Genomic DNA, 13986 nt, shown 5'->3' with positions numbered 1-13986 from the left:
TCTATGATGCGTGCATCATGGATGCCAGCACTCTCACCGTCGCCGCGCCCGGCCCCGCCGTCAAGGCGCCGCCCGCCGCCGAGCGGGTCTATCTGCACGTCAAGTCCGGTGTCCTGGACCGGAGTTACGAGGGCGGCACGCTGCTCACCGAGGGGGATCTCGCCGACGCGGTGGGGGTCTCGCGCACGCCGGTGCGCGAAGCGCTGCTGCGGCTGGAGGCGGAGGGGCTGATCAAGCTCTACCCGAAGAAGGGCGCGCTGGTGCTGCCGGTGTCGGCGCAGGAGATCGCCGACGTGGTGGAGACCCGGCTGCTGGTGGAACAGCACGCCGTGGCCAAGGTGGTCGGGGCGGTGCCGCCGCGGCTCATCGCGCGGCTGGAGGAGTCCCTGGCCGAGCAGCGCGGGCACGCGGAGACCGGCGACCTGGCGGCCTTCGCCGTCGCGGACCGCTGCTTCCACGCGGAGATCGTCCGCGCGGCGGGCAACCGTATCCTCGCGCACCTCTACGACCAGCTCAGGGACCGTCAGTTGCGGATGGGGGTGGCCACCATGCACGCCGAGCCGAGCCGGGTGGCGAAGAACATCGCGGAGCACACCGAGATCCTGGACGCGCTCAGGGACGGCGCGGCCGACACGGCCGCCGACGTCGTGGACCGGCACGTCTCGTGGGTGAAGGTGCTCGCCAGGGGCGAGTCGTGAGCCGGAGCCCGGCCGCGGAGAAGGTCCTGCCGGGCGACCCGCCCGGCGGACGCCGTGCCGCCCTCGTCTGGGGCGTCGGCACCTCCGTCTACCTCGTCGCCGTCGTCCACCGCACCAGCCTCGGCGTCGCGGGCATCGACGCCGCCGACCGCTTCCACATCGGCGCCTCCGCGCTCTCCAGCTTCTCGATCCTCCAGGTGCTGGTCTACGCGGGCATGCAGATACCGGTCGGCCTGATGGTGGACCGGCTCGGCACGAAGAAGGTCCTGCTGCTCGGCGCCGTGCTGTTCACCCTCGGCCAGGGGGCGTTCGCGCTGTCCCACTCGTACGGCATGGCCCTCGGCGCCCGCGCCGTGCTGGGCTGCGGCGACGCCATGACCTTCGTGAGCGTGCTGCGGCTCGGCTCGCGCTGGTTCCCCGCCAGGCGCGGTCCGATGATCGCCCAGGGCGCCGCCCTGTTCGGCGTCGCGGGCAACCTCGTCTCGACCGTCGTCCTCTCCCGCGTCCTGCACTCGGCGGGCTGGACCCCGACCTTCCTCGGCACCGCCCTGGTCGGCGCGCTCGTCCTCGTCCTGGTTGCCCTCTTCCTCAAGGACCACCCCGAGGGATACGAACCCGCGCCCGCCGAGCACGCGGGCCTGACGTACGTACGCCGCCAGATCGCCGCCTCCTGGGCCGAACCCGGCACGCGCCTGGGCATGTGGACGCACTTCACCACCCAGTTCTCCGGCATGGTGTTCCTGCTGCTGTGGGGGCTGCCGTACCTCGTCGAGGACCAGGGGCTCTCGCGCGGCGCGGCGGGCGGGCTGCTCACGCTCGTCGTCGTCGCCAACATGTTCTTCGGCATGGTCTTCGGGCAGCTCATCTCCCGCCACCACGGCGCCCGCATGCCGCTCACCCTCGGCGTGATCGCGGCCACCGCCGCCGCCTGGGCCACGACGCTCGCCTGGGGCGGCGGCCACGGCCAGGACCCGATGTGGCTGCTGGTCGCCCTGTGCGTCGTCCTCGGCGCCTGCGGGCCCGCCTCGATGATCGGCTTCGACTTCGCCCGCCCCGCCAACCCGCCCGAGCGCTTCGGCACCGCCTCCGGGATCGTCAACATCGGCGGCTTCACCGCCTCCGTCCTCACCCTGCTCGCCGTCGGCCTGCTCCTCGACGCGACCGGCGACGACTACCGGATCGCCTGGAGCAGCGTCTTCGTGCTCCAGGCGGTCGGCACCGCCCAGATCCTCCGGCTCCGCCGCCGTGCGGAACGGCTGGAGCGGGAGCGGATCGCGGTCAGCCGCGTCGAGAGCGTGCACCGCCTGCCGGCGGCGGTCACCTCCGACTGACGCCCGGCGCGGCCGTACGACGCTGTACGGCGGCGGGGTTCATGGCGGGCGCGCCGTGATTCGGGCGCGCCATGATTCGGGAACGGCGTGATTCGGGCGCGCCATGATCCGGGTACACCATGATCCGGAAACGCCATGATCCGAAAACGGCGCCCGAGGCGCCGGGCGCTACTTCGTGACCGCGATGTGCGACAGGATCGCGTCCGCCAGTTGCCGGTCGCCCTCGATCTTGAGCTGGTCGGCGAGCGCGGCCGGACGCGCCCGGCCGGTGAGCAGCCGCAGGAACGTCTCCCAGTCCACGACGAAGGTGACGGCCGGACCGAGCGAGACGGCCGAGTCGATGCTGCCGTGACCCTCGGCGTTCACCCGTACGGTCCGCATGAACTCCAGCGGTCCGTGCACGTCGAAGACGACCGCGGAGCCCGGCTTGGCGCCCGCGTCCTCGGCGACCAGCTTCGGCAGCGAGCGCAGGAGGTAGTCACGGGCCAGTACGGCCGCGGGGGAGGCGAGGTTGCCCGGGGCGTCGAGGGCCCGGCGCAGATCCTGCTCGTGCACCCACACGTCGAAGACGCGGCCCCAGAGCTGTTCCTCCAGGGTGACCTCGCCGCCGCCGATCGCGCGGACCTCGGCGTCCGGCTGCCGCGACTCGTTCCTGAGCTGCCGCGAGCGGCGGATGATCGTGTACTCCAGCTCGGACGTCATCTCCGGCGCCGTGTGGTGGCGGCGGATGTCGACCGGGACCTCCGTGTAGCGGGCCGTCTCGCTGGTGATGTGGCGGAGGTCGCTGGGAAGTGTGTGGATGGGGCGCGGGTCGCCCAGCAGCTCGCACTCGAAGCCGATGATGTGGGACACGACATCGCGGACCGACCAGTACGGGCACTCGGTGTGGCGGTTCCACGCGCCGTCGGGCAGCGGCGTCACCAGTTCGTTGACGGATTCTATGGAGTGGGTCCAGGCGTCGATATACGGCTGGAGCTTGCTGTGGACGGTCACGGGACCCCTCGACGGTCGGTGCGCGGTCGTGGCGGTTGGCGCCTAAGTTACGCTGCGCGCGGGCGCCCACGCAGTGCTTTCGAGTGACGATGGTAGGCCCGGCTTGACGACCCAACGTATGGGCGGTGTCCGAGTGCGCGCAACGCTTCTTCAGATCGACGTGGACCAGAGGGAATCGGTCGCCTCGCGGCGCGACCGTGTGGCAGCGATGGTACGTGCCCACGCGGACGCGGATCTTGTCGTGCTGCCCGAACTGTGGCCGGTCGGCGCCTTCGCCGCCGAGGACTTCGCGGCCGAGGCCGAGACGGCGGACGGCGGCCCGACCGCCGAGGTGATGAGCGCGGCGGCGCGCGACGCCGGGGTGTGGCTGCACGCGGGGTCGATCGTCGAACGCGACGTCGTCGGCGGCGAATTGTTCAACACCTCGCTGCTCTTCTCCCCCGACGGCGCTCTCGCGGCCGTCTACCGCAAGATCCACCGCTTCGGCTTCGACCAGGGCGAGGCCGTCCTCATGTCCTCCGGGCACGACATCGTCACCGCCCGCGTCCCCGGTACCGTCCTCGGCCTCGCCACGTGCTACGACCTGCGCTTTCCCGAGCAGTTCCGGCTGCTGCTCGACGCCGGGGCGCAGACGCTGGTCGTTCCGGCGGGCTGGCCCGCGCGGCGGCTCGCCCACTGGCGGCTGCTGGTGCGCGCCCGCGCCGTCGAGTCCCAGGCGTACGTCCTCGCCTGCGGGACGGCCGGCACCCACGCCGGGGTGGAGCAGGCCGGGCACAGCATGATCGTCGATCCCTGGGGTGAGATCGTCGCCGAGGCCGGGCCCGCCGAGCAGGCGCTCTCCGCCGAGGTCGACGTCTTCCGCGTGGACGTCACCCGCGCCGATTTCCCCGTCCTCCGCGACCGCGTCCTCGGGGTCCCCACCCCGAAGCCCCGCTAGGGCCTGTCCGGCCGCGAGAAGGGCCCGCCGATCTTTCAGGGGCGCTGCGGGCACCCACCCGCGCGAGGTTCGGGCACAGGGGCGGCGCCCCGGAAAGACCGGGTCGCCGCCCTGCGCAGGGCTATTCGTCCTCGTGCTCCTTGTCGACCATGCGGTCGACGCACACCGCCACCGCGATCAGCATCGCGGCATCGGCGTCCTCGCGCTCGATGTCGATGGCGTAGGCGTCACGGAGGGTGAACCACTTGCGGGAGATGCGCGCGAGGCGCTCCCCCTCATACTCGATGTCGAACTCCTTGTCGATGATGTCGCCGCGCACTTCGAGTTCCTCGCCGGAGGCGAGCTCGGCGCGGAAGACGTCGCGGAGCAGGTGGAGGCGCTTCTTGCGGACGGTGACGAGGACGTCGCCGTCGCGCTCGATGGTCATGGCGTCCCGCAGGGACACCAGCTTCTTGCGGATGACGGCGACCTCGTTGCCGTCCGGGTCCTGGAGTTCGAGGGTGTCGCGGATCCGGAGGACCTTCCCGTCGACGTAGAAGGCCCTGCGGCCGTGCTCGTCCTCGATCCAGTAGTCGTCACCGATGGCGAACATCTTCTCTCGCACCACGTATTTCATAGGGAATGCCTACCCCGGCGGATGCTGTTGGATGGGGATATGACTGCACGTGCACGTGTCCGGGCGCCCGAGCTGACCGGCAAGGGCGGCTGGCTGAACACCGGCGACAAGCATCCGACCCTCGCTGACCTGCGGGGCAGCATCGTCATTCTGGATTTCTGGACGTTCTGCTGTGTGAACTGTCTGCATGTCCTGGACGAGCTGCGGGCCCTGGAGGAGCGGCACAGGGACACGGTGGTGATCGTCGGCGTGCACTCGCCGAAATTCGTGCACGAGGCCGAGCACCAGGCGGTCGTGGACGCGGTGGAGCGGTACGAGGTGCACCACCCGGTGCTGGACGACCCGCAGCTCTCGACGTGGAAGCAGTACGCCGTACGGGCCTGGCCGACGCTGGTGGTGATCGACCCCGAGGGGTACGTGGTCGCGCAGCACGCGGGCGAGGGGCACGCGCACGCGCTGGAGCAGCTCGTGACGGCGCTGGAGAAGGAGCACGCGGCCAAGGGCACCCTGCGCAGGGGCGACGGCCCGTACGTACCGCCCGAGCCGGTCGCGACCGACCTCCGCTTCCCCGGCAAGGCGCTCGCGCTGCCCGGCTCCGGGCACTTCCTGGTGTCGGACTCGACCCGGCACGCCCTGGTGGAGCTGGCGGCGGACGCCGAGAGCGTGGTGCGGCGGATCGGCACCGGCACGCGCGGGCTGGCCGACGGCAACGCGGAGACGGCCCGCTTCAGCGAGCCGCAGGGGCTGACGCTGCTGCCCGACGGCAGCGTGATCGTCGCCGACACCGTCAATCACGCGCTGCGCCGCGTCGACCTGGGCACCGGGCACGTGACGACGGTCGCGGGCACCGGAAAGCAGTGGTGGCAGGGCTCCCCGACGTCCGGCCCGGCCCGCGAGGTGGACCTGTCCTCGCCGTGGGACGTGGCCTGGTTCGACGACCGGGTGTGGATCGCGATGGCGGGCGTGCACCAGCTCTGGACGTACGACCCGGCGACGGAGACCGTACGGGTCGCGGCGGGCACGACCAACGAAGGGCTGGTGGACGGGCACGCGGCGCAGGCGTGGTTCGCCCAGCCGTCCGGGCTCGCGGCGGCGCCGGAGCGCGGCGAGGCGGGGGCGCCCCCGGCCGACGGCTGGGGAAGGCTGTGGATCGCCGACTCCGAGACCTCGGCGCTGCGCTGGGTCGAGCGCGCCGACGACGACCCGGACGCGGACGCGGACGCCGCAGGCGGTGACGGCGGTGAGCCGCGCCGCTACATCATCCGTACGGCCGTCGGCACCGGCCTGTTCGACTTCGGCCACCGCGACGGCCCCGCCGGGCAGGCGCTGCTCCAGCACCCGCTGGGCGTCACCGCGCTGCCGGACGGCTCGGTCGCGGTCAGCGACACGTACAACAACGCGCTGCGCCGCTACGACCCGGTGACCGGCGAGGTCACCACGCTCGCGACCGGCCTGCGCGAGCCCTCGGACGCGGTGGTCGTGGACGGCGACATCGTCGTGGTGGAGTCCGCCGGGCACCGGCTGACCCGGATGCACCTGCCGGAGGAGGCCGTCCGCGTGGAGGCCGTCGCCCACCGTACGCAGCGGGACGCGACCGACGTGGCGGCCGGTGCCTTCCGGCTCGACGTGGTGTTCACCGCGCCCGACGGGCAGAAGCTCGACGAGCGGTACGGGCCCTCGACGCGGCTGCTGGTCAGCGCCACCCCGCCGGAACTCCTGGCGGAGGGCGCGGGCAAGGGCACCGACCTCTTCCGCGACCTGGTCCTCGACCCGTCCGTCACCGAGGGCGTCCTGCACGTCTCCGCGATGGCCGCGTCCTGCGACGACGATCCGGCCAACCCCTACCCCGCCTGTCACGTGCACCAGCAGGACTGGGGCGTCCCGGTCCGCGTCGGCGCCGACGGCGACTCCCGGCTGGCGCTGGTCCTGGCGGGCCTGGACGCGTAAGGCGTACAGGCGCCGTACGGGCGTGCCCGGGCGGTGAGTAAGCTCCGGCCATCACTCTTGATCCGCCGGGGGGCGGAGCGTCACCTGGGGAGGGACCGAGTGCCTCGTCGCGCTCTCACACGCGGCTCCGTCGCGGCGGCCACCGTCGTCGTCATGGCCGCCGGGCTCGCCCCGGCCGTCACCGGCGGCACGGCGTACGCGGACGGTACGCCGTCCGGTACCGCGTCGCAGGAGACCGTCATACCCGCCGGTTCGCGGTGGCTGCCGCAGAGCGAGCCGCTGATCACCGCCGGGAACGACGGATACCTGGTCAGGGGGGCCAACGGCGCCCACTGGGTGAATCCGGCGGACGGCAGCGAGGGCCCGGTACTGCCGGATCCCACGCCCCTGGCCAACACCGGCCTGTCCGCGCACCTCATCCGCAACTTCCCGTCCCAGTCGGTGACGATCACCGACTACGACACCAACACCTTCCGCACGGTCACCGCGCCGGTGGGCCAGCGCTGGGTGCCGTTCGGCTTCAGCCTCGACCGCGTCCTCACCAGCGAGACCGCCGCCGACGGCACGCTCGCCGCGCTGCACGTGATCGGCGACGGCAAGGACGGTTCCGCCGACCTGACCGTCGCCGGGCTGCCCCCGGGGACCGCCGTGCCCGACTGGCCCGACCTGCTCGCGCAGAACCGCGACCACGCCGTCCTGCGGCTGACTTCGGGCGCCGCGCCCGGCACCGCGCACAATTACCTGCTGGACTACCGCACCGGCACGCTGCGCGCGATCCTCGCCGACGTGCCCGCCGCCGAGCAGACCACCGTCGTCCTCGGCAGGGACCGGGTGCTGGCGTACGGCGGCGCGGCCACGACGGCGTACACCGTACGGCTCGACGACCCGACGGCCCCCGTCGAGAAGACGCCGCTGCCCACCGACGGCCGGGACGGTACGCCGAAGCTCACCGTCACCGGGGACCGCGTCCTGGTGCTGGAGCGGTCGACGGACAGCCAGTCCGCGGGACTTCCGCTGCGGGCCGTCCCGGTCGGCGGCGGCCCCGCGCGGACCCTGCTGGCCAAGGTGGCCACGGACATGGCGACCGCGCCCGACGGCTCGGTGCTGGTCGAGGGCGGCACCGGACCCGACGACTGGGCGGTCCGCCGGATCACCGCGGCCGACGGCGCCGACGCGACCGTCACCGACCTCAAGACGCTGCCGCCGGTCGCGGCCACGGTCTACGGACTGTCCTACAGCGCCGGGCGGCTGGCGTACTCCGACACCACCCGGCCCTACCCGGCCCTGGTACGGCGCGATGTGGCCGCGGGCCCGGCGCCCGCCGTGTCGGAACCCGAACTGCTGTGGAGCTACGGTCCGAAGCCCGCCGACTGCGGCTCCGGCGTCGCCTGCGTGCACCTCCAGGGCACCGGCACCGGCACCGTGGCCTTCTCCGCCGCCAACATCATCACCGTGCCCCAGCCGCCGTCCCCGACCGATTCGCGCGCCGTCTTCCTCGGCGCGCCCGGCACGGTCACCGACGCCGCGGGACCGTACGTCGTGGTGCACACCGGCACCCCCGCGCGGCAGAAGGTCTTCGACCTCCGCTACGACGGCACCCTGTTCGACGGCCCGGTCACGGCCTCCGCGCTGTGGGGCCGCACCTTGTGGGTGCCCGGCAGCGCCACCGGCACCGTCCGCCCGTACGACCTGGAGCGGCGGACGTACGGCGCCACGGTCCAGACGGGCGCGCCGTGCGTGCCCAAGGAGCTTCAGGCGGACGGGCGTTGGCTGTACTGGTCGTGCGGCACCAGCGCCGGGGTGCACGACCGTACGACCGGCAAGAACGTGCCGGTGCCGACCGGGACCGCGCTGCTGGGCGACGGTTACGTCGTCCGGCACGACACGACGGCGGGCCGTCTGATGCTCACCGACGTGCACACGGGCTCGGCCGTCGGCAGCAACCTCGCGGAACTGGCAGCGAGCGACCTGACCGACGACCGAGGCGTGACGTGGGCGGTGGACAAGTACGGCGGCGGTGTCGCGTACGTCGATGCGCAACACCGCTTCCACGTGCAGCCGTTGACCTCGATACCGCGCAGCGCGGTGTCGGTGCTGAGCAGCGACGTCGGCCCGGCCGTCGTCGACGTCCTGGACCACCCCGAGGACTGGTACGGCAGGTGGACGCTGTCCCGGCCCGTCGCGGGCTGGAGCCTGACGGTCACGGACGAGGCGGGCAGGACGGTCGCCACCCGCCGCGGCTCCAAGGGCGCGCAGGTGTCGGCGAGTTGGAATCTCAAGGGCGCCGACGGGGCGTGGGTCAGGAACGGCCGCTACACCTGGACGCTGACCGCGCCCCCGGCCGACGGCGGCCCCGGCGGGCTCTCCCTCACCGGCCTGATCGTCGTCAAGGGCGCCGCGGGCGTGCACGACTTCACCGGTGACGGGACCGGCGACTTCTTCGGCCTCACCCCGTCCGGCCGCCTGGACCTGCGCGCCGGCAACGGCAAGGGCAACGTCAACGCGGCCCGCTCCACGTCCGGTTGGCCGACGTCCTCGCTGTACGTGCCCTACGGCGACCTCGGCGGCGACCGGGTCAACGACCTGCTGGTCAGGGACGCCTCGGGCCAACTGTGGCGCTACGACGGCAAGGCGGGCACGAACTTCACCCCGTCCCAGCCGCGCACGCTCATCGGCCCCGGCTGGAACGCGTACGACGCGCTGGCCTCGGTCGGCGACCTGACCGGTGACGGCCGCGCGGACCTCGTGGCGCGTACGCCGTCCGGCAGCCTGTACCTCTACGCCGCCGACCGCAACGGCAGGTTCGGGCCGCGCACCCTCATCGGCGGCGGCTGGAACACGTACAACCTGCTGATCGGCTCGCAGCACTCCGAATCCGTCGGCTACGGCCGTCAGCTTCTGGCCCGGGACAAGGCCGGGGTGCTGTGGGCCTATGACGGCGACGGCAAGGGGCACTTCGGGCCGCGCGTGAAGATCGGGTCCGGCTGGAACATCTACAACTCGATCGTGGGCGTCGGCGAAATCCGGCCGGTCCGGGGGGCGTACCTCACCGGACTGGTCGCCCGTGACGCGGCGGGCGACCTGTGGCGCTACGACGGCCGCGACAGCGAGCCGGGCTTTGCCGCCCGCGTCAGGCTCGGCGCGGGCTGGCAGATGTACAAGTCGCTGTTCTGAGATCCGGGGCTGACCTCACGTCAGAACGCCGGTGGTACTGGCCTGGTGTCAGTACCGCCGGTCACCCGGGTAGTAGCGCTCCTCGACGGGCGGGATGTCGCCGTCGGCCGTCGGGGGAATCCGGCGGCGCTTGAAGATGCTGACGTAAGCGGCGAGTCCGATGATGCCGACGGCCATCATGATCAGGCCGAGCAGATCCATGTTGACGCCCTTGGCGTGCCAGTCGGTGGCGAACGTGATGATCGCACCGACCGCGATCAGAATGATGCAGCCTCCGATGCCCACAATTACCGCTTCCTTTGGCCTAGTTGTGCTCCGGCGTTCTGAAGCAGCGCCTACCCCGGACCTCGGGGCACAAGCAGGCGCATCGGGTCGCGGGCGGGCCGGGGCGCGGCCCCGGCCCGGAAGCAGGCCCCGGAAGGCCCCGGGAAGCAGGCCCCGGAGTCAGGCCGCCAGGAAGGCCGTCAGGGCGCTGGCCAGCAGATGCGGGTCGTCGGCGCCGGACATCTCACGGGCCGAGTGCATCGAGAGGATCGGCACCCCGACGTCGACCGTGGTGATGCCGTGCCGGGCGGAGGTGATCGGGCCGATCGTCGTCCCGCAGGGCATCGAGTTGTTCGACACGAAGTGCTGGTAGGGGACGCCCGCGGTGTCGCAGGCCGCCGCGAAGACGCCGCGGCCGGTGCCGTCGGTGGCGTACCGCTGGTTGACGTTGGTCTTCAGGATCGGGCCGCCGTTGGCGCGCGGGTGGTGCGTCGGGTCGTGCCGCTCGGCGTAGTTGGGGTGCACGGCGTGGCCGGAGTCCGACGAGACGCAGACGCTCGCGGCCAGCGCGCGCTGCCGCTCCTCGAAGCCGCCGCCGCGCGCGTGCACCGAGCGGCTGAGGACGTTGCCGAGCAGCGGGCCCTGGGCGCCGGTGTCGGACTGGCTGCCGTTCTCCTCGTGGTCGAAGGCGGCGAGCACCGGGATGTACGTGAGGTCCTGGCCGCCCGCCGCGGCGGCCAGCGCGGCGGCGCCCGCGTGCACCGACAGCAGATTGTCCAGCCGGGGGCAGGCGAACAGCTCCTCGTCGCGCCCGAGGAAGGCGGGCGGCTGCGTGTCGTGCGTCATCAGGTCCCAGCCGACGACGTCCTCCGGGTCGAGGTCCGCCCGCTCGGCGAGGTAGCCGATCAGGTCGCCGTCCTGGGCGTCGCCCAGGCCCCACACCGGCTGGAGGTGGCGCTGCTTGTCCAGCGTCAGCCCGTCGTTCACGCCCCGGTCCAGATGGATCGCGAGCTGCGGCACCCGCAGCAGCGGGCGGTCGGTCGCGACCAGCCGCGTACTGCCGTCGCGCAGCGTCAGCCGGCCCGCCAGGCCCAGGTCCCGGTCCAGCCAGCTGTTCAGCAGCGGGCCGCCGTAGATCTCCACCGCCACCTGGCGCCAGCCCTGCGACCCCATGTCCGGGCGCGGCTTCACCCGCAGATTCGGCGAGTCCGTGTGCGCGCCGACGATCCTGAACGGTGTCTCCGGCCGTGCGCCGTCCGGCACGAACCACGCCACCACCGCGCCCCCGCGCAGCACATACCGCCCGCCCGGCTCGGCCCCCCACTTCTCCGTCTCCGCCACCCGCCGGAACCCGGCCCCCTCCAGCCGCTCCGCCACGGTCGCCACCGCGTGGTACGGCGTCGGACTCGCCTGCACGAAGGCGGCCAGATCTTCGGTGTGCTTACGGCCAAACGCCGGACGCTGAGAGCTCATGCCCTCAGCTTAGTTTTCGGCCACATGGCTCGCCCCGTTAGGGGCGCGGGGAGCTGCGCGAGCAACCCAACACCGGCGGGCAGTCCGGCGACCACCGGACTGCCCGCCGGGGCGGGTTGGAAGGAGTCCCCGGGGGCGGGTCAGAAGGAGTCCTCCGGGAGGTCCATGAGGCCGAGGTCGACGGATTCGGCCAGGGACCGAGCCGTCCCCACGCCGGGAAGGACATTGGCGGCGAAGAACTTCGCGGCGGCGACCTTCCCCGCGTAGAAGGCGGCGTCCTTGGCGGAGGCCCCGGAAAGCTTCTCGGCGGCCACGCCGGCCCCGCGCAGGAGCAGGTACCCGATGACCACGTCACCGGAGGCGAGCAGCAGCCGCGTGGTGTTGAGCCCCACCTTGTAGATCGAGCGGACGTCCTGCTCGGTGGCCGAAAGGTCCGTGAGCATGGCGCCGACGATCGCCTCCAGGTCCACCGCCGCCTTGGCGAGCTGGTCGCGGGCGGCGGCCAGGTCCTCCCCGCCCGTGGCCTCGGCGAGGAACTTCTTGATCTCCTCGCTGAGCGCCGTCATGGCCTGCCCCTGGTCGCGGACGATCTTCCGGAAGAAGTAGTCCTGGCCCTGGATGGCGGTGGTGCCCTCGTAGAGCGTGTCGATCTTGGCGTCCCGGATGTACTGCTCGATCGGGTACTCCTGGAGGTACCCGGAGCCGCCGAAGGTCTGGAGGGACTGGGCGAGCTGCTCGTACGACTTCTCGGAGCCGTAGCCCTTGACGATCGGCAGCAGCAGGTCGTTGAGCCCGTGCAGCCTCGTGGCGTCCTCGCCGGCCGCCTCGGCGACCTGGATGGCGTCCTGCACGGAGGCGGTGTAGAGCACCAGCGCCCGCATGCCCTCGGCGTACGCCTTCTGCGTCATGAGCGAGCGGCGGACGTCGGGGTGGTGGGTGATGGTGACCTTGGGCGCGGTCTTGTCCATGAACTGCGCGAGGTCCGGGCCCTGCACGCGCTCCTTGGCGTACTCCAGCGCGTTCAGGTAGCCGGTGGAGAGCGTCGCGATGGCCTTCGTGCCGACCATCATGCGGGCGAATTCGATGATCCGGAACATCTGCCGGATGCCGTCGTGCTTCTCGCCGATCAGCCAGCCCTTGGCGGGGAGCCCGTCGCCGAAGGTCATCTCGCAGGTGTTGGACGCCTTCAGGCCCATCTTGTGCTCGACGTTGGTGGCGTAGACGCCGTTGCGCTCGCCCAGCTCGCCGGTCTCGAAGTCGAACTCGTACTTCGGGACCATGAACAGCGACAGGCCCTTGGTGCCGGGTCCCGCGCCCTCGGGGCGGGCCAGCACGTAGTGGATGATGTTCTCGGACATGTCGTGCTCGCCCGAGGTGATGAAGCGCTTGACGCCCTCGATGTGCCAGGTGCCGTCGTCCTGCTTGACCGCCTTCGTGCGGCCCGCGCCGACGTCGGAGCCCGCGTCGGGCTCGGTGAGGACCATGGTGGAGCCCCACTGCTTGTCGACCATGAGCGCGGCGATCTTCTTCTGCTCCTCGGTGCCCTCCTCGTAGAGGATTCCGGCGAAGGCCGGGCCAGAGGAGTACATCCACACGGCGGGGTTGGCGCCCAGCACCAGCTCCGCGTAGGACCAGATCAGGGAGCGCGGCGCGGTGGTGCCGCCGATCTCCTCGGGCAGGCCGAGCCGCCAGTACTCGGCGTCCATGAAGGCCTGGTAGCTCTTCTTGAAGGACTCGGGCACCGGGGCGGTGTTGGTCTTCGGGTCGAAGACCGGCGGGTTGCGGTCGGCGTCGGCGAAGGACTCCGCCAGCTCGTTCTCCGCCATGCGCGCCAGCTCGGCGAGGACGTCCTTCGCGGTCTCCACGTCCATCTCGGCGAACGGACCCGTGCCGTAGAGCTGGTCGCGGCCGAGCACCTCGAAGAGGTTGAACTCGATGTCGCGGAGGTTCGACTTGTAGTGGCCCATGACGTCGGCTCCGTATCGCAAGTGGGGTGGTCGTGGCACTCGTGGAAAATAATGCTACCCGTCGGTAATAAGAAGCAACCCCGGAAGGGTCGGATGTGACCGTTTCCTCGTCCCGGGGGCCGTTACTCTTGAGGCCGTGTACGGCTACGAGCAGAGCGTGAATCCCGGACCCGGCCCGGTCCAGGGCGCCGCACCCATGCCCGGTGGCTATCCGGAGCCCTCCCCGCCGTCCCTGGCCGACGCGGTCCGCGCCTTCACCACGGGTTCGATGGCCGCCGAGGACTTCCAGGCGATCTTCGCCACGTCCAAGGTGTACTGCCCGCGCGGCGACAATCCGGGCTTCCTGGCGCTGCACGACACCCAGCAGCCGGTCATCCCGATGTTCACCTCCCTGAAGGAGTTGCGGCGGTACGCGGGCAAGGAGTCCAAGTTCTTCGTGATCACCGGCGCCGAGGTGCTGGACCTGCTGCCCACCGGCTACGGCTTCGTGCTGGACATCGACGGCCAGCATCGCATGGTCTTCGACGCCAAGGCGGTCGAGCAGATGGTCGACTTCACGATGCGCCGGATGTACGGCTGAGGCTGC

Annotated in this window: 11 protein-coding genes; 6 read left to right on the top strand and 5 right to left on the bottom strand. The window is 71.8% G+C overall.

Annotated elements, in window-relative coordinates; translation table 11 throughout:
- The first annotated feature begins 17 nt into the window (after positions 1-17).
- Both ACZ4EF_RS14940 and ACZ4EF_RS14935 read left to right on the top strand, forming a co-directional pair.
- Entirely contained in the window at positions 18-698 is a 681-nt protein-coding gene (locus ACZ4EF_RS14940) for a GntR family transcriptional regulator (RefSeq protein WP_355339557.1), read from the top strand.
- Positions 695-2029, top strand: coding sequence for an MFS transporter (locus ACZ4EF_RS14935; RefSeq protein WP_355339560.1), 1335 nt, complete (start codon positions 695-697; stop codon positions 2027-2029). The genes ACZ4EF_RS14940 and ACZ4EF_RS14935 overlap by 4 nt, the downstream gene beginning before the upstream one ends.
- A 168-nt stretch (positions 2030-2197) precedes the next feature.
- On the opposite strand, the gene ACZ4EF_RS14930 is transcribed toward ACZ4EF_RS14935, so the two are convergent.
- Positions 2198-3022, bottom strand: coding sequence for a maleylpyruvate isomerase family mycothiol-dependent enzyme (locus tag ACZ4EF_RS14930; RefSeq protein WP_355339563.1), 825 nt, complete (start codon positions 3020-3022; stop codon positions 2198-2200).
- Positions 3023-3155: 133 nt separating this feature from the next.
- Between ACZ4EF_RS14930 and ACZ4EF_RS14925 the strand changes: the two genes are divergently transcribed.
- Positions 3156-3959, top strand: a complete 804-nt coding sequence (locus ACZ4EF_RS14925; protein ID WP_355339566.1) for a carbon-nitrogen family hydrolase — start codon at positions 3156-3158, stop codon at positions 3957-3959.
- A 121-nt stretch (positions 3960-4080) separates the two neighbouring features.
- On the opposite strand, the gene ACZ4EF_RS14920 is transcribed toward ACZ4EF_RS14925, so the two are convergent.
- Complete coding sequence (locus tag ACZ4EF_RS14920; protein ID WP_355339569.1) at positions 4081-4575, bottom strand: LURP-one-related/scramblase family protein; 495 nt, start codon at positions 4573-4575, stop codon at positions 4081-4083.
- A gap of 39 nt (positions 4576-4614) precedes the next feature.
- Between ACZ4EF_RS14920 and ACZ4EF_RS14915 the strand changes: the two genes are divergently transcribed.
- Positions 4615-6522 (top strand): NHL domain-containing thioredoxin family protein, encoded by a 1908-nt coding sequence (locus ACZ4EF_RS14915; protein WP_467348126.1) that lies wholly within the window; start codon positions 4615-4617, stop codon positions 6520-6522.
- A gap of 99 nt (positions 6523-6621) precedes the next feature.
- The gene (locus ACZ4EF_RS14910; protein ID WP_467504734.1) at positions 6622-9696 is read left to right on the top strand and encodes a hypothetical protein; all 3075 of its coding nucleotides are present in this window, start codon (positions 6622-6624) and stop codon (positions 9694-9696) included.
- Positions 9697-9744: 48 nt separating this feature from the next.
- Here ACZ4EF_RS14910 and ACZ4EF_RS14905 read toward each other — a convergent pair whose 3' ends face one another.
- The 3 genes from ACZ4EF_RS14905 to ACZ4EF_RS14895 form a co-directional block, all read right to left on the bottom strand.
- Complete coding sequence (locus ACZ4EF_RS14905; RefSeq protein WP_188282515.1) at positions 9745-9981, bottom strand: hypothetical protein; 237 nt, start codon at positions 9979-9981, stop codon at positions 9745-9747.
- A gap of 159 nt (positions 9982-10140) precedes the next feature.
- Positions 10141-11433, bottom strand: coding sequence for a M18 family aminopeptidase (locus tag ACZ4EF_RS14900; RefSeq protein ID WP_401717706.1), 1293 nt, complete (start codon positions 11431-11433; stop codon positions 10141-10143).
- A gap of 140 nt (positions 11434-11573) precedes the next feature.
- Positions 11574-13400, bottom strand: coding sequence for an acyl-CoA dehydrogenase (locus ACZ4EF_RS14895; protein ID WP_355339581.1), 1827 nt, complete (start codon positions 13398-13400; stop codon positions 11574-11576).
- A gap of 136 nt (positions 13401-13536) precedes the next feature.
- Between ACZ4EF_RS14895 and ACZ4EF_RS14890 the strand changes: the two genes are divergently transcribed.
- Complete coding sequence (locus ACZ4EF_RS14890; RefSeq protein WP_391041886.1) at positions 13537-13980, top strand: SseB family protein; 444 nt, start codon at positions 13537-13539, stop codon at positions 13978-13980.
- Positions 13981-13986 lie beyond the last annotated feature (6 nt).

It is taken from the genome of Streptomyces sp. NPDC025721 (assembly GCF_055558595.1).
The sequence above is the reverse complement of the archived record's forward strand: the minus strand, read 5'-3'. Positions and strand labels throughout refer to the sequence as shown.